The 14,872-nt window shown below is 66.9% G+C and carries 14 protein-coding genes and 2 tRNA genes; 7 read left to right on the forward strand and 9 right to left on the reverse strand.

Annotated elements, in window-relative coordinates; all coding sequences use genetic code 11:
- Nucleotides 1–305 precede the first annotated feature (305 nt).
- A tRNA-Thr gene (locus BZF61_RS07795) sits at nucleotides 306–381 on the reverse strand.
- 51 nt (nucleotides 382–432) lie between these two features.
- Nucleotides 433–506, reverse strand: a tRNA-Cys gene (locus BZF61_RS07800).
- 169 nt (nucleotides 507–675) lie between these two features.
- Here BZF61_RS07800 and BZF61_RS07805 point away from each other — a divergent pair.
- On the forward strand, nucleotides 676–1,455 hold the full coding sequence (locus BZF61_RS07805; protein ID WP_086618322.1) for an acyl-CoA thioesterase: 780 nt from the start codon (nucleotides 676–678) through the stop codon (nucleotides 1,453–1,455).
- A 296-nt stretch (nucleotides 1,456–1,751) separates the two neighbouring features.
- Here the strand turns inward: BZF61_RS07805 and BZF61_RS07810 are convergent, their stop codons facing one another.
- The 6 genes from BZF61_RS07810 to BZF61_RS07835 form a co-directional block, all read right to left on the reverse strand.
- On the reverse strand, nucleotides 1,752–3,422 hold the full coding sequence (locus BZF61_RS07810) for a TonB-dependent receptor domain-containing protein (protein WP_158094074.1): 1,671 nt from the start codon (nucleotides 3,420–3,422) through the stop codon (nucleotides 1,752–1,754).
- Nucleotides 3,328–3,879, reverse strand: a complete 552-nt coding sequence (locus BZF61_RS07815) for a TonB-dependent receptor plug domain-containing protein (protein WP_086618256.1) — start codon at nucleotides 3,877–3,879, stop codon at nucleotides 3,328–3,330. Before BZF61_RS07815 ends, BZF61_RS07810 begins: the two co-directional genes overlap by 95 nt.
- A gap of 90 nt (nucleotides 3,880–3,969) precedes the next feature.
- Nucleotides 3,970–4,386: a hypothetical protein gene (locus BZF61_RS15885; protein WP_086618258.1), complete on the reverse strand. Its 417-nt coding sequence runs from the start codon at nucleotides 4,384–4,386 to the stop codon at nucleotides 3,970–3,972.
- A gap of 92 nt (nucleotides 4,387–4,478) precedes the next feature.
- Entirely contained in the window at nucleotides 4,479–5,297 is an 819-nt protein-coding gene (locus BZF61_RS07825; protein ID WP_086618259.1) for a crotonase/enoyl-CoA hydratase family protein, read from the reverse strand.
- Nucleotides 5,298–5,370: 73 nt separating this feature from the next.
- Entirely contained in the window at nucleotides 5,371–5,667 is a 297-nt protein-coding gene (locus BZF61_RS07830; protein ID WP_086618261.1) for a hypothetical protein, read from the reverse strand.
- Nucleotides 5,668–5,847: 180 nt separating this feature from the next.
- The gene (locus BZF61_RS07835) at nucleotides 5,848–7,047 is read right to left on the reverse strand and encodes an LL-diaminopimelate aminotransferase (RefSeq protein ID WP_086618263.1); all 1,200 of its coding nucleotides are present in this window, start codon (nucleotides 7,045–7,047) and stop codon (nucleotides 5,848–5,850) included.
- 176 nt (nucleotides 7,048–7,223) lie between these two features.
- Here BZF61_RS07835 and BZF61_RS07840 point away from each other — a divergent pair, with 176 nt between their 5' ends.
- The 6 genes from BZF61_RS07840 (at nucleotide 7,224) to lptG (ending at nucleotide 13,540) form a co-directional block, all read left to right on the forward strand.
- A complete protein-coding gene (locus BZF61_RS07840) occupies nucleotides 7,224–9,149 on the forward strand; it encodes a PHA/PHB synthase family protein (protein ID WP_086618265.1) in 1,926 nt (641 codons plus the stop codon).
- Between the two features lie 113 nt (nucleotides 9,150–9,262).
- The gene (locus BZF61_RS07845) at nucleotides 9,263–10,030 is read left to right on the forward strand and encodes a phasin family protein (protein WP_086618266.1); all 768 of its coding nucleotides are present in this window, start codon (nucleotides 9,263–9,265) and stop codon (nucleotides 10,028–10,030) included.
- 225 nt (nucleotides 10,031–10,255) lie between these two features.
- Nucleotides 10,256–10,600, forward strand: a complete 345-nt coding sequence (clpS, locus tag BZF61_RS07850) for an ATP-dependent Clp protease adapter ClpS (protein WP_086618324.1) — start codon at nucleotides 10,256–10,258, stop codon at nucleotides 10,598–10,600.
- 13 nt (nucleotides 10,601–10,613) lie between these two features.
- Nucleotides 10,614–11,120 carry a DUF427 domain-containing protein gene (locus BZF61_RS07855; RefSeq protein ID WP_086618268.1) on the forward strand — a complete coding sequence of 169 codons (507 nt, stop codon included), beginning with the start codon at nucleotides 10,614–10,616 and terminating at the stop codon, nucleotides 11,118–11,120.
- 65 nt (nucleotides 11,121–11,185) lie between these two features.
- Entirely contained in the window at nucleotides 11,186–12,421 is a 1,236-nt protein-coding gene (locus tag BZF61_RS07860; RefSeq protein WP_086618269.1) for an LptF/LptG family permease, read from the forward strand.
- 9 nt (nucleotides 12,422–12,430) lie between these two features.
- Nucleotides 12,431–13,540 carry an LPS export ABC transporter permease LptG gene (gene lptG / locus BZF61_RS07865; RefSeq protein ID WP_086618271.1) on the forward strand — a complete coding sequence of 370 codons (1,110 nt, stop codon included), beginning with the start codon at nucleotides 12,431–12,433 and terminating at the stop codon, nucleotides 13,538–13,540.
- Between the two features lie 149 nt (nucleotides 13,541–13,689).
- Here lptG and BZF61_RS07870 read toward each other — a convergent pair whose 3' ends face one another.
- Nucleotides 13,690–14,784: a fatty acid desaturase family protein gene (locus tag BZF61_RS07870; RefSeq protein ID WP_086618272.1), complete on the reverse strand. Its 1,095-nt coding sequence runs from the start codon at nucleotides 14,782–14,784 to the stop codon at nucleotides 13,690–13,692.
- Nucleotides 14,785–14,872 lie beyond the last annotated feature (88 nt).

Here is a 14,872-nt window from a genome sequence, read left to right on the forward strand (position 1 = left end):
CGACGGCGCAAGAGCGTTATTCTGGCCTGACTTCCTCGTGGCTGCGCTGGCACCGGCATCCGTGCGCCGCGCCTGCGTCCAGCGCCGGGGCCGGGATTGTGGTCAGCAGCACAGCGAACCGCTGCGGCAACGGCCCCAAGCGCGGCAGAGCCGAAGCGCGCAGCAATCATCGAACGCGCCATCCGGCGCCGGATCGCGTGCATTCCGAGGACGCCGGCAGGAACAGCCAGCGCCGTTGGACGCCGAGATATCCCGCATAGACGGCGGAATTTCACGACTTCCGGCAATGTCGAGAAACAGGTGGGTGGTGCCGCTTACGTGACTCGAACACGTGACCCCATCATTACGAATGATGTGCTCTACCGACTGAGCTAAAGCGGCATTCCGGCCTTGCGGACTAGGCCTTGTGGCCCGTTCGCGCAATCGCAAAGGTGGAGGCCCGAGCCGGAATCGAACCGGCGTATACGGATTTGCAGTCCGCTGCGTCACCACTCCGCCATCGGGCCGAGCCTCCCGAGACAATCGCCCGGGCGGAAGCGGCGCACTAGCGATTCGGGGACTGCTTGGCAATCTGTGATTGCGCTGCAGGCCGCCCGCCCCTCCTTGCGCCAGCAGACCCGACATGACGCAACGTCAGTCTGGACGAGGGCCGCAGGCCGCGGCATGGCGAGCGGCATGACCATCGCCAGCCTGCTCGCGCCCGTCACCGGCCAACCCGGCCCTGCCCGCCTTGCCCATGCCGCCGACTGGATGCAGGGGCGCACGCTCTATGGAGGGGCCTCGGCGCTGATCGCCTACACCATGGCAACCCGCGCCTTCCCTGGCCTTCCGCCACTGCGCGCCGGGCAGATCGCCTTCGTCGCACCGGTCGGTGAGGCCATCGAACTCTCCGCCGAGATCGTTCGCCAGGGCCGCCATGTCACGCAGGTCCGCAGCGAGATCCGCTGCGAGGGCAAGGTCGCCCTTTCGGCCTTCTGGGTGTTCGCCGAGGGCCGCGAAGCCAATGCCGTCCACCCATCCGCGCCCCCCGAGGACTGGCCCGGCCCGCCCGAAGAGAACGAGTGCGTGACCCACCCTTTCGCGCCCTCCTTCGTGGCCAAGAACTTCGAACTGCGCTACGGCCAGCGCAAGGGCGCCGCGCACGGTGCGGCTGTGCGGCGCTGGGCGCGCCTGACCGAGGCGCACGATCTCGATCCGGTCTCCACCCTGGTGCTGATGGGCGACGTCATGCCGCCCGGCGCGATGCGGGCGATGCGGCGGCAGGGTCCGATCAGCTCGATCAACTGGTCATTCACCGTGCTCGATCCGGAAAGCCGCTCGCGCGATGGCTGGTATCTCGCCGAGAACGCCAGCCAGCATGCCGACGCGGGCTATTCTTCGGAACGGCTGCGATTGTGGGATGCGCAAGGGCGGCAGGTGCTCGACGGCATCCAGTGTGTGGCGGTGTTCGGCTGAAAGCCTCCCGCAACAAAATAACAAAGTTGACGAAGTTGACACCCCGTCACCTTCACAATTTCCGGTATTTCGTCTTTTTTTCAATTTGTTGTACAGGGTGGCGGCGCTGGACGGACACCGGCCCAGCGCGCGCCCCTGACGATCGCAATCGGGGTCTGACAATGCCGAAGATCCGCGCGCAAGCTAGGCGCCCGGCCGCCTGTAGGAAAGGGCTGCGCGGGCCAAGGCCAGCCGCCTTGACCCACCCCCAAGCTTGCCCTTCCGGGACAGGCGTTGGGGGTGGGCATTCCTGCGGCTCAGAACTGCGCGGTCAGCCTTGCCCAGACACCACGGCCCGGGCCGGGCAGGCGTTCGAGCAGAGGGACGTCCGATGCCCCCACCCGGCTGCGACCGGCGAGGTGCGGGGCATAGGCCGCGTCCAGCAGGTTCTCGACCCCGGCTTCGAGCGCTAGCCCCTCGGCAAACCCGAAGCGCGCGAACAGGCCGATGGTGGCAAAGCCTTCGCCGGGCTGTTCGCCATTGGTGCGCGAGACGCGGTTCTGGTCGGCCGCGGCGAACAGCTCCGTCCCCACCGCCAGCCGCCCGCTGGTCCTGGTGGCCGACAGCCGCAGGTTGGCCGGGGGAATGCGGTAGAGATTATCGGCAATGTCGCGCCGCTGTCCGCGCACTACGCTCGCCGTACCCGCCAGTTCGAGGCGCGCCAGCGGGCGCAGCACAAAGTCGAGATCCGCACCGTAAAGTTCTGCATCGGTGTTGCGGAACATCAACGGGGTGGGATCGCCGCTCATGCTCGCGACCATCTCGACCGGCGTGTTGATCACCCCCGGCGTCGCATCGAAGGGCGTGCCCTGGATGAAGCGATCGACCCGGCGGTAGAAGAGGGTCGGGCGCAGCGTCAGCCAGTCATTGTCCCAATCGAACCCGGCTTCGGCAATCCAGGCAACCTCCGGCTTCAGCGCCTGATTGCCGACATAGATATTGCCGTCCGCCAGCCCGAAACTGGCCTCGGTCGGCAGCCAGGCGAAGCGTTCGAGCACGCTCGGCACGCGGGTCTTGCGCGCCAGCGTCAGGCGCGGAACGAAGGTGCCGCTCTCGACCCATAGCCGCGCCACGCCGTCGAAGGTGGTATCGGAGGCCTGCCGCCCCGAAGCGATGAAGGCATTGGCCAGCCCGCGCGGCCCCATCGGCACTGCTGCGCCCAGCAAGGGGATGCCTACCGATTGTTCGGTCCGGTCAATCCGCCCGCCCAGCTCAAACTGCACCGCGCCCAGTTGCCCGCGCCACTGAAGATAGGCGCCGTAGCGTTCGGCCTCCACATCGGGTTGGGACTGGATGAAGAAGGCCGGGTTGGTGGGGTTGGTAATGGTGACGAAGCGGTCGGTAAGCTCGGCATCGGCACCGAACTCGAAATAGGCACGGCTGCTGCCGAAGCGCAGCGCGGCTTCCGCCGTCATGGTGTCGGCTTCGGCAAAGGTCGCGCGCGCCTGTGCCGGGGCGGCGCGGGGGCGGCGCAGGGTCTGGTTGTCCATCAGGTGCCGCACCGCGACATGGCCGAGCCGCACCGTCAGGCCGACATCCTCGGCGATTTGCCCACGAAATCCGCCCTGGACGAAGTCGGTGTTGAAATAGACCATATCGAGCGCGAAGGGCGGGTTGCCCGAGGGGTCCGTTTCCGAACGGCGATACTCGACGAACAATTCGCCCGCGCCGGTCTGCAACCCGGCGTGGACGCCATAGAGGTTGCGTTCGAACCGGGTGCCAACCGCAGTGCCGCCGGGGAAGCGGTAATCGTCCCCCTGCTCGCGGCTGGCGCTGAGGCCGAAACGCCAGCGCGCGCTCGCAAGCCCCGCCAGGCCGCCGACGGCGTAGCTGTCATCGACGCTGCGATATTGGCTGGCGAGGGGCGAGGCGCACCTGCGGCGAGAGGCTGGCGCTATCGGTGAACTGCGCCTGCACCAGCTGGGCATTGATCGCGCCGCCCAGCGACGGCCCCTCGGCCACCGGAGCAACGCCGCGGGCGACATCGATCCGTTCGACCAGGATCGAAGGTGCGTAGTGCAGCGGCGGGTCCATCGCGTTGGGGCCACCGGTGGCGAAGCGCTGCCCGTTGACGCGGCCGAGCACGCGCTCGCCCGCCAGCCCGCGATAGCTGAGCTGGCCGGAGAGCGCGCCATTGCCGAAGATGTCGCCGCCTGCAACCCGCGCGGCGATCGCGGCGGCATCGGCAGGCAGCGCGATCTGGCGCGGCGCGGCGACAGCATCGCTGGCAATGGTGTCACCGCGCTGGGCGGTGACGATGATGGTATCGGTGAGCCTGTCCTCGCGGTCCTGCGGGGTGGTGGCGTGCTCGGCCAGCGCCGGGCTGGCAATGGCGAGGGTGCATCCGGCAAGCAGGCTTGCCCGGACCATGCGGGTAAAGTTCATTGGAAAACTGGCCTTTATCGAAAAGAGTAGACAACCGCGGCACCGCCATCGATCCGGAACGGGCGGGTGCGGGTGCGCGGCGCGTGACGGTCAGATGCGCGGCGAAGGCGGCCCGCGCAGGGGCGGGCGCAGGAAGGGCGCGTCACGCGCAGGCAGCGCAGGGCGCAGCGCCAATCCGGGCAGCCGGATGAAGGCGAGCGCCGCGGCCAAGAGCAGCGGATCGGCCCCGCCGAGCATGGCATGACCAAGCCCCGAAAAGGCGCAGGGCTGGCCCTTGTCCGCCGCCCCTGTCCGATCGCCGTGCCCATCGTACCTGTCGGGGATCGCGATGCGCATCTGCTGGGGCACGCCGCTGGCATCGGCGCAGATCGTGACCGTGAGGTAACGGTCCGCCCCCGGCGACAGCATCAAGCCCGCCGGCACCAGCGCCTTGGCCGCCAAGGCGAGCGCCAGCAGCACCAGCACGCGCCGGGCATGGTGAGAGACAAGGGCGCGCAAACGGGCCATGACGGCGAGGCCGTTAGCCCAACCGCCGCGCCCTGTCATCACGCAACTGCGGCAATACCGCTTGCGCGAAACGCCGCGCGGGCGCGTGCGCCTTAGAGATCCTCGAAGTTGGGCTTGCGGCGTTCCATCTCGGCCATCACCGCTTCGATCTGGTTGCGGCTGCGCATGATCGCGTGCTGTTCGATGCTTTCCTCCATCAGGATCGCGTCGGTATCGTTTTCGACCATCGCGGCCTGAAGGCGCTTGGCAGCGCGGATGGCGTGGGGGTTCTTGAGCGCAATCGTGCGGGCCAGCGCCAGCGCGCGTTCACGCGGACTGTCGTCCACATAGGTCGCCAGACCAAGCCGCTGCGCTTCAGCCCCGGTGAATTCGCGGTTGGTGTAGATCAGCTCGCGCAGCACGTCATCGCGCACCAGCCCGCGCCACAGGGCATAGCCGCCCATGTCGGGAACGAGGCCCCACTTCATTTCCATGATCGCCATGCGGGTTTCGGGATGGACGATGCGGATGTCCGCCCCGCTCGCGATCTGCAGGCCGCCGCCGAAGCACACCCCGTGCACCGCGGCGATGACGGGCACGGGCAGCTTGCGCCACTGCATCGCCACCTGCTGCGCGCGGTTGGCATTGCCATAGGTGCGTTCGGTCAGCGGGGGTTCGTCCGCGGCCGGCGGCTTCGAGAAGTTCGCCAGATCGAGCCCGGCGCAGAACGCCCGCCCCTCGCCCGACAGCACCACGGCGCGCAGGCCCTTCATCCGCTGGAGCGCGCTGCCCGCCTCGATGATGCGCTGAAACATCGCCGGGTCGAGTGCATTGAGCTTGTCGGTGCGCACCAGGCGCACGTCTGCCACGCCGTCTTCGCCCAGTTCGATGGCGACGCGATCATTGACGATGGTGGTAGCGGTGGCCGTCATGGTGCTCTGATCCCTCGAAACGCGCTGTGTGCAGCCTCAGCCTTGCCGATTCCGGCCGCCAAGTCCAGTTGCTCTAGGCACCCATGCTCCGCGTCAGCCGGTAATCGGCCGGGTCGAGCGCAGTGGCGAGGTAATAGGCGCCGTCGGGATGGGGCGCGACCATCCGCGCAAGCCCGAAAGGCTCAAGCCTGGCCCGGCGCCGCGCGACGAGCACCGCAAGGCCGGTGGTCTCCCGCTCGAAGGTGATGCGCCCCACCTCGGCCAGGCAGCGCGCGGCAGTCCATGCGCTCGCCCGGCTGCTGCGCCCGCCCCCACAGCAGCGCGAATTCGTGCGGATGCAGGCCCAGCCAGCGATCCGCGACCCGGCCATCGCGGTGGAGCAGATCGCGCGTGACCTCGCCAGTCTCGCGAAAACGCGGGATCAGCGTGTCGCGGTCAGACAACGAGCCGTTGGCGGAATGCGGCATCTCCTTCAAACCCGACCCAACCTCGGCTGACTACCTAACCCATCCGGCAATCCGATGCCCGCGGGTTTGGCGAAGATGACAGCTCACGCCGCCGAGGAGTTGACGCCGAGCGACTGGAGGTAACGCCGGATGTTGCGCGCGGCCTGCCGCAGGCGCTGCTCGTTCTCGACCATGGCGATGCGGACATAGCCCTCGCCGTTCTCGCCATAGCCCACACCCGGCGCGACCGCGACTTGCGCCTCGGTCAGCAGCTGCTTGGAAAATTCGAGGCTGCCCATGCTCTTCAGCGCCGGCGGCAGCGGCGCCCAGGCGAACATCGAGGCCGAAGGCGCGGGGATTTCCCACCCGGCGCGGCCGAAAGCCTCGACCATCACGTCGCGGCGCTTGCGATAGAGCGCGCGGTTGGCCTCGACGATATCCTGCGGGCCGTTGAGCGCGGCGCAGGCCGCCGCCTGAATCGGCGTGAAGGCGCCGTAGTCCAGATAGGACTTCACCCGCGTGAGCGCCGCGATCAGCTGACGGTTGCCCACCGCAAAGCCCATCCGCCAGCCCGCCATCGAATAGGTCTTGGACATCGAGGTGAACTCGATCGCGACATCTTTCGCGCCGGGCACCTGCATGATCGAAGGTGTGGGATTGCCGTCGAAATAGAGCTCGGAATAGGCCAGATCGGAGACCACCCAGACCTGATTCTCCTTCGCCCAGGCCACCAGCCGCTGGTAGAAGGCCAGATCGACCGTCTCGGCGGTGGGGTTGGACGGATAGCTCACCACCAGCACCGAAGGGCGCGGCACGGTGAAATTCATCGCCCGTTCGAGCGATTCCCAGTAATATTCATCGGGCGTGGTCGGCACCGAGCGGATCGTGGCGCCGGCAATGATGAAGCCGAAGGTGTGGATCGGGTAGCTCGGATTGGGTGCCAAGACCACGTCGCCCGGCGCGATGATCGCGGTGGCGAGGCTGGAAAGCCCCTCCTTCGAGCCCATCGTCACCACTACCTCGGTTTCGGGATCGAGTTCGACCCCAAAACGGCGCGCGTAGTAGCCCGCCTGGGCGCGGCGCAGCCCGGGAATGCCCTTGGACTGCGAATAGCCATGCGCATCGGGCTTGGCCGCGACTTCGCACAGCTTGTCGATGACATGCTGAGGCGGGGGTTGATCGGGATTGCCCATGCCCAGATCGATGATGTCCTGCCCGGCCAGACGGGCGGCGTGACGCATCGCGTTGACTTCGGCGATCACATATGGCGGCATCCGCTTCATCCGGTAGAACTGATCATTCATCGACGTTCTTCTTCATCCTTGGTGGCTCGCATGGCCTGCACGCTGGGGCGACACATCTCCCCTAAGCCAATAGCCCTCGCCGAGGGAAGGCGTTTTCGCTAGATTGCCGCTGGCGCGTCAGGGCCGGCGCGGCCATGATCGCGGCGAGACGCGGAAACTCGGGACATTTGCGGAAAATGGCGGACGACAAGGACTTGACGGCGGGGGCCGAAGCGGCGGCGGAAAGCATCCGCGGTTTCTTCGATATGCAGGGCGAGGCGCTGCGCGAACTGCTCGCCAAGGGGCTGGGCGGCGCCACCTCGCCCGACGCGCTGGCGGCGCTGATGCCGCAAGGCATCGACGTGGGCGAGCTTGGCGAATGGGCCAACGCCAGCGCGCAGCTCCAGCAGCTGTGGCTCGATTTTGCGGCCCATCAGGCCAGCAAGGCGGCCGAGCAGGCCGCGCAGGGCGCCCATCCGGTCGATCCGGCGCAATGGCTGGTGATCTCGCAGTCGATGCTCGCGCAGATGCCCATGGGCCTGCTCGGCGCGCAGGCCAAGCTGGCGCAGGAGGCGTTCGAGCTGTGGCAGGGGATGGCGCAATCCTTCCTCGCCGGCGCGGCGAGCGAGGCCCCCGAGCCGGAGGCCCTGCCGCTGCATGACCGGCGCTTTGCCGATCCGGCGTGGCGCGAACATCCGGCCTTCCTCCTGCTGCACCAGACCTATCTGATGCTGGCCGAATATTTCCGTAACAGCGTGAAGGCGATGCAGGGGCTCGATCCGGCCAAGCGCGAGCAGCTCGAATTCGCGGTGAGTGCGCTGGCCGAGGCGATGAGCCCGGACAATTTCCTGCTCACCAATCCGGTGGTGCTGAAACGCACGGTCGAGACGCGGGGGCAGAGCCTCGTGCGCGGGATGCGGCACCTCATCAACGATCTCAAGCGCGGGCAGCTGACCCATACCGATCCCGACGCCTTCCGTCTGGGCGAGAACCTCGCGGCGACGCCGGGCAAGGTGGTGCACGAGACCCCGCTCTACCAGCTGATCCAGTATTCGCCTGCCACCGAACAGGTGTTGGAGGTGCCGCTGGTGATCTTCCCGCCATGGATCAACCGTTTCTACATCCTCGACCTGACGCCCAAGAAGAGCTTCATCAAATGGGCGGTCGATCAGGGCATTTCGGTGTTCGTGGTCAGCTGGAAGAGCGCCGATGCAACCATGGCTGACGTGGTATGGGACGATTACATCCGCGCCCAGATCGAGACGATCGACCATGTCCGTGCGCGACTCGCCGTACCGGCCGTGCACACCATCGGCTATTGCGTCGCCGGAACGACGCTGGCTGCGACGCTGGCGGTGCTGGCCCGGCGGGGCGAGGCGGAAAAGGTCAAGTCCGCGACCTTCTTCACCGCCCAGGTCGATTTCGAGCGCGCGGGCGATCTCAAGCATTTCGTCGATGAAGGGCAGCTGCAGATGATCGCGCAATTGTCGCCGCAAGGCTATCTCGACGGGCGCTATCTCGCCGCGACCTTCAACGCGCTGCGGGGCAAGGATCTGATCTGGAACTACGTCGTCAACAACTATCTGCTGGGCGAGGATTATCCCGCCTTCGACTTGCTCCACTGGAACGGCGACGTCACCAACCTGCCTGCCAAGTGGCACAATGCCTATCTGCGCGATCTCTATCGCGACAACAAGCTGGTGGTGCCCGATGCCCTGTCAGCCGACGGCACGCCGATCGACCTGACCCGCGTCACCACCCCTGCCTATGTGCAGGCGGGACGCGAGGATCACATCGCGCCGGCCGAAAGCGTGTGGCGGATCACCGAGCATTTCAAGGGGCCGCTGGAATTCCTGCTCGCCGGCTCCGGCCACATTGCCGGGGTGGTCAACCCCCCGAGCGCGAACAAGTACCAGTACTGGACCGGCGACAGCAGCGCGCCGTCGTTGAAGGCCTTTATCGCGAGCGCCGAGGAACATCCGGGCAGCTGGTGGCCGCACTGGCTCGGCTGGCTGGAGCGTCAGGACAATACCCGTGTTCCGGCCAGCGGCAAGCGGGTGCCGGGCGGCCCGGGCGACAGGGTGATCGAGGACGCCCCCGGCCGTTATGTCAAGATGAGGTGAGGCTAACATACTGAATCAATGCTATTAATCGCTTTTTTGTGCGCTGCACAAAAAAGCTTGACTTCGCAGTCGCACTCACTATTTTGTGCAGTGCAACATGAAGCGAGGTCATCATGTCCGAGGTTGAAACCCCTGCTGCCGCTCCCAAGGCTGCGCCGGTCGCCAAGATCGACGCGGCTGCCGAGAAGGCCTATGCTGAAGCGGCCGCCAAGGTCGTCGCTGCGCCCAAGGCCGAAACCTCGGCTGGCGTGAAGAAGCCCGCCGCACCGCAACCGACGCTCGCCACGCGCGCGGCCAAGAAAGCTCCGGCAAAGAAGGCTACGCCAAAGAAGCCCGCCGCGCCCAAGAAGGCTGCCGTCAAGCCGAATGCCGCGAAGAAGGCCGCAAAGGTCGCCGCGGCGCCCAAGACCAACCCCGTCATCAAGCTCAAGGATACGATCATGGCCACCACCAAGAACACCGACATCACCGCCACCGCCAAGGAAATCATCGCCGACGTCCAGGCCCGCGCCAAGACCGCCTACGACAAGACCGCCGCGCTGGCCAGCGAAGCCACCGAATTCGGCAAGGCCAATGTCGAGGCCATGGTTGAAAGCGGCAAGATCTTCTTCGCCGGCGCGCAGGACATCGTGAAGAGCGACATCGAGACCGGCAAGGCCGTGCTCGAGACTGTCGTCGAAGACGCCAAGAAGGTCGCCGCGGTCAAGTCGCCGACCGAGCTGATGCAGCTTCAGGGCGAAATCGCCCGCCGCAACTTCGACGCGCTGGTCTCCTTCGGCTCGAAGCGCACCGAAGCCTGGGTGAAGCTCTACAACGATGCCTTCGCTCCGATCTCGAACCGCGTCAGCGTCGCTGCCGAGAAGATCTCGAAGGCGGCCTGAGCCACGAGTTCCTGGACCGGTCCTCTCTCCTCTCTCTCCCAACCCGGTCCACGAGAGCGCGCCGACCGGCGCTGGCCGGCCAGACCTTTGCGTCTGGCCGGCCATTTCTTTTGGCGCGCCACGCGCACCAACTGCTTGCACAGATGCCAGCGAATCCCATAATGATGAGCTATGCCGTGCATGACTGTTCCCCAACTCGCCGAGAGTGCCGCGCTGCCGCTCGCCATGCGCCCCCGCGCGGGCGAGGATGATGGCGGCAGGGACGCGGACGGCGCCGGCCAGATCGGCATCGCCACCAAGACCCGCGCCAAACCCAAGAAGCCGAGCCAGTACAAGGTGCTGATGCTCAATGACGACTACACCCCGATGGAATTCGTGGTGATGGTTCTGAAGCGCTTCTTCGGCATGGATCTGGAACAGGCCACCCGCGTCATGCTCCACGTTCACCAGCGCGGGGTCGGCGTGTGCGGGATCTTCCCTTACGAGATCGCCGAGACCAAGGTGAACCAGGTGATGGACTTCGCGCGCCAGAACCAGCACCCGCTGCAATGCACGCTGGAAAAGGCGTGATCGGCGCGCGCTGATGCGCCTGCCCCATCACCCCGCACCCGATCGGGCTCTGCCCGGACAGGAAAGCGTGTGGAACTACCCCCGCCCCGCCGTCGCCGAACCGACCAAGCGCCATGTCCGCATCATTCACAAGGGCCATGTCTTGGCCGACAGCCGCGCGGCCTGGCGCGTCCTCGAAACCGCGCACCCGCCCAGCTATTACATCCCGCCAGATGACATCGCGATGGCGCACCTCGTGCCGAGCCCGGCGTGCTCGATCTGCGAATGGAAGGGAAGGGCGATCTATTGGGACGTGACGATCGGCGGCGAGACCATCGCGCAGGCGGGCTGGTTCTACCCCGCGCCCGCGCCCGCCTTTGCCGGGATCGCGGGCCACATCGCTTTCTACGCCGCCCCCTTCGACGAAGTGACGCTGGACGGTGAACAGGTCACGCCCCAACCCGGCGGCTTCTATGGCGGGTGGATCAGCCCGCGCGAGGCCGGGCCGTTCAAGGGCATACCCGGCAGCAGCTGGTGGTGATGGCGCTGCTGGTAATTGCCCGCAGGGCGCGCTAGGGCCGCGAGGGTCATCGACGGATACGCCCCTTGTTCAAGCTCGTCCCCAGCATCGATCGCTATATCCTGCGGCTGACCGTGGTGCCGATGCTGGGCGTATTCGCGCTCGCGGCGAGCCTGCTGATGCTCGACAAGATGCTGCGGCTGTTCGATTTCGTCGCGGTCGAAGGCGGGCCGGTGGCGGTGGTGTTCAAGATGCTCGGCGCGCTGATCCCGGAATATGCCAGCCTCGCGATTCCGCTCGGGCTGCTGCTCGGCGTGCTGCTCGCCTTCCGCAAGCTCGCCGTGACCAGCGAGCTCGACTCGATGCGCGCGCTCGGCCTGTCCTACAACCGGCTGCTCAGGATGCCCTACCTCATCACCCTGGCGCTGATGGCGGTGAACGTGGCGCTGGTGTTCTACATCCAGCCGGTCAGCCGCTACTACTATGAGCAGATGGAATACGAGCTGCGCTCGGGCGCGCTCGGGGCCTCGATCAAGGTCGGCGAGTTCACCACGCTGGCCGACCGCATGGCGCTGCGCATCGAGCAGAGCGAGGACGAGGGCCGGCGCCTGATCGGCATCTTCGCCCGCGTCTCGAATGCCAAGGGGCAGGCGCTCAGTATCAGCGCGCGCGAGGGGGCTTTCCTTGCCACCCGCGACAATCCCGACACGATCATCCTGCGCCTTACCGAGGGCACGATCATCCAGGAAACCGGCAGCAAGACCCCGCGCGTCCTGAGCTTCAGCCGCCACGATCTGCCGATCGATCTGCCCGCGATCGAAAAGTTCCGCGCCCGCGGCGATGCCACGCGCGAATATATCCTGCCCGAACTGCTCAGCATCGGCTGGAGCGACAAGAGCGCCCCGCGCGAACGCGATGCGAGCGTGGCCAGCTTCAATTTCCGGCTGGTCGAAATCGTGATGATGGCGCTGATGCCGCTCTTGGCGGTGGCGCTGGCGATTCCACCCAAGCGCTCGACCAGCGCATTGGGCGTGTTCGTCTCGATCGTGATGGTGGTCGCCTATCACAAGGTCAACCAGTATGGCGAGGACGTCGCCGCGCTCGGCCGGCTCGATCCGATCCTCGCGCTGTGGGTGCCCTTCGTGATCTTCGCCGCGCTGATCGTGTGGATGTATTACCGCGTCGCCTATGTCCCCGGCGGGCAGGCGATCGGCGCGCTCGAGACCGCCTTTGCCAAGCTGTCGAAGCAGGTGGTGAAACTGTTCACCCGCCGCCGCCCGCGCAGCCATCCGGCGGCGCCGCAACTGGCGCCAGCGCAATAGGCCTGAGCGATGCAGTTCGAATTCTTCCCCTCGCGCACGCTGACGCTCTACCTTGCGAAGATGTTCGTGGTGCGCATCCTTGCGGTGCTGGTGATGTTGGTGCTGGTGCTGCTGGCGCTCGATCTGCTGGCGGCGACGGGCGACATCCTCAAGGTGCCGGGCAACGGGCAGGCGGAGATCCTTCACTATGCCAGCCTGCGCACGCCGCAGCTGGTAAGCCGCTTTCTGCCCTATTCGGTGCTGCTGGCCACGCTGATCACGCTGGTAACGCTGAACCAGAACAGCGAGGTGGTGGCGATGAAGGCAGCCGGTCTTTCCGCGCACCAGGTGCTCGCCCCGCTGCTGCTGACAGCCGCGCTCGTGGCGGTGGTCAGTTTTGCCTTCAACGAGCGCATCGTCACCCGCGCCAATGCGACGCTCAAGGCGTGGGAGGCGGCCGAATATGGTGCCAAGCCGCCGCCGGGCACCGGCGCGGGCGGGGTGCGTTCCAACGTCTATCTCAGCGACGGGCAGAACATCCTCGCGGCGGCGCGCCTTGCCGGACGGGGCGAAGACATCGTGCTGACCGGCGTCACCTGGTACGAACGCACGCCATCGGGCATCATCCGCGCCCAGATCCGCGCCCCGCGCGCGACCTATGCCGCGCCGGGCTGGCGGCTGGAACAGCCGGTGCGCTTCGACGTTGCCGCAGCCGCCACCGAACGACTGCCGGAGATGGTGGTGGGCAGGGGGCTCAGCCCGGCGCAGATCGGCCTGCAATCGGTCGACCCGGATTCGCAGAGCTTCTGGGAGCTGTCCAGGACGATCGATGCCTTTGCCGCCGCCAGACGCAACACCGAGGAATTGCGCGCCAAGTGGTGGCACCGCCTTTCGGGGCCGCTCTCGGCGCTGCTGATGCCGCTGCTCGGCTCGGTCGCCGCCTTCGGGCTGGCGCGTTCCGGCCAGCTGTTCTTGCGCGCGATCATCGGCATGGCGCTCGGCTTTGCCTATTTCGTGGTCGACAATGCCGCGCTGGCGATGGGCAGTTTCGGCGGCTACCCGCCGCTGCTGGCCGCCTGGGCGCCGTTCCTGCTGTTCCTGCTGCTCGGCGAGACGGTGCTGATCCGGACCGAGGAATGAGCTGCGGCCTCTCGCCGGGGTGCAGGCTGACCGATCGTCACCGCGCGCCGATCGCCCTTGCTCCGGCCTTGCCGGCGGCCGGGGTGCCGTCTTGCTGCAGGCAGGTGGTGCCCGTGCTTCGACCAGCCTGCGGCCGAGGCGAGGGTGTTCTAGGCCCGCTTGCCCATCGTGCTCCTCGCGATCCGAGCGACGAGCACCAGCATGCCGGGGTGGTTCGCGCTCTCGTAGGTCGAGCCGGTGCCGAGCGCGCGGGCCAGACGACGGTGGGCTTCGGGCAGGTCGTGATAGGGCATCGAGGGCATCAGGTGATGGAGCGCGTGATAGCGCAGGCCGACCGGTGCCCAGATCTCCGCGGCGAGGCCCGGCGGCGGAACGTTGACCGAATCGAGGAACTGCGCGGTCACCGTCATCGGCTCGCCCTCGTTCTCCCAAAGATGCGCCACCAGCGTGCGCAGCTGGTTGAGCAGCGCGGTGAGCGAGACGATGCAGAGCGCGATCGCCAGCGGTCGCCAGCCGAACACGAAGGTGCTCGCGATCAACGTCCACGCCCATACGAACACGCCCGCTTCCTGCCAGCGCACGCGCTTGGCGAAGTCGCCTTCGGGCGGGCGGCGGCGGAACTTGGGGTTGATCTGGAGCGCGGAGAACCTTTCCCATGTCAGCCGCCGCACCGCCGGAATCAGCACGCCGAGCGGCACCAGCACCGCCGCACGAATGATCAGCGCCACCGGTGCCAGGATGGCAACGATCACGAACAGCGGCAGGCTCCATGGCTTCATCAGCGCCAGCGGGAGATATTCGGGATCCGCCTCGGTCCCATATTGCGTGCGCTTGTGATGAATCGTGTGCACGCCCTCATACATGAAGGAGGGCGTCAGCAGCGGGATGCCGACGATCAGGTTCCAGCCCGTGCGAAAGCCCGGCAGCGCGTCGCGGTGGATGTGGGTCAGCTCGTGGATGAACATCAGCGCGCGGTAGAGCGCGAGCGCGCCGACCAGGCCCGCGGCCAGCTGCATCACAAGGCTCTCGGACAGGATCGTCACCGCGATCGCGGCATAGCCCATCCCGGCGGAAAGCAGCATGTCGGGCCAGTAGATCCATGGCTTGGCCTCGCCCAGCCCCTTGGTCAGCTCACGCGCGGCGCGCAGCAAGTCCTTGTCATCGGCCGCCATGAACTGGATGCGGGTCGCGCGCGGGGGCGCGGCGACGCGGCGGGCGGGATCGAGGGTCTGGTGCATGGTCATGTGTGCGGCCTGTCGTGTGGCCCGCCCTAGCCCAATTCGGCAGGCAAGCCAAACCTGTCTATGTGCTCAGTGTAATCGATTGGCTTGC

Source organism: Erythrobacter tepidarius (assembly GCF_002155695.1).
GTDB lineage: Bacteria > Pseudomonadota > Alphaproteobacteria > Sphingomonadales > Sphingomonadaceae > Erythrobacter > Erythrobacter tepidarius.

What these genes read in the sequence shown, in the direction of transcription:
- BZF61_RS07835 (WP_086618263.1), bottom strand. Translation starts at nt 7,047, where the DNA reads ATGAATGATCAGTTCTACCGGATGAAGCGGATGCCGCCATATGTGATC.
- BZF61_RS07830 (WP_086618261.1), bottom strand. Translation starts at nt 5,667, where the DNA reads ATGGCCGGGTCGCGGATCGCTGGCTGGGCCTGCATCCGCACGAATTCG.
- BZF61_RS07805 (WP_086618322.1), top strand. Translation starts at nt 676, where the DNA reads ATGACCATCGCCAGCCTGCTCGCGCCCGTCACCGGCCAACCCGGCCCT.
- BZF61_RS07810 (WP_158094074.1), bottom strand. Translation starts at nt 3,422, where the DNA reads ATGCCCAGCTGGTGCAGGCGCAGTTCACCGATAGCGCCAGCCTCTCGC.
- BZF61_RS07870 (WP_086618272.1), bottom strand. Translation starts at nt 14,784, where the DNA reads ATGACCATGCACCAGACCCTCGATCCCGCCCGCCGCGTCGCCGCGCCC.
- clpS (WP_086618324.1), top strand. Translation starts at nt 10,256, where the DNA reads ATGCGCCCCCGCGCGGGCGAGGATGATGGCGGCAGGGACGCGGACGGC.
- BZF61_RS07815 (WP_086618256.1), bottom strand. Translation starts at nt 3,879, where the DNA reads ATGAACTTTACCCGCATGGTCCGGGCAAGCCTGCTTGCCGGATGCACC.
- BZF61_RS07825 (WP_086618259.1), bottom strand. Translation starts at nt 5,297, where the DNA reads ATGACGGCCACCGCTACCACCATCGTCAATGATCGCGTCGCCATCGAA.
- BZF61_RS15885 (WP_086618258.1), bottom strand. Translation starts at nt 4,386, where the DNA reads ATGGCCCGTTTGCGCGCCCTTGTCTCTCACCATGCCCGGCGCGTGCTG.
- BZF61_RS07845 (WP_086618266.1), top strand. Translation starts at nt 9,263, where the DNA reads ATGTCCGAGGTTGAAACCCCTGCTGCCGCTCCCAAGGCTGCGCCGGTC.
- BZF61_RS07855 (WP_086618268.1), top strand. Translation starts at nt 10,614, where the DNA reads ATGCGCCTGCCCCATCACCCCGCACCCGATCGGGCTCTGCCCGGACAG.
- lptG (WP_086618271.1), top strand. Translation starts at nt 12,431, where the DNA reads ATGCAGTTCGAATTCTTCCCCTCGCGCACGCTGACGCTCTACCTTGCG.
- BZF61_RS07840 (WP_086618265.1), top strand. Translation starts at nt 7,224, where the DNA reads ATGGCGGACGACAAGGACTTGACGGCGGGGGCCGAAGCGGCGGCGGAA.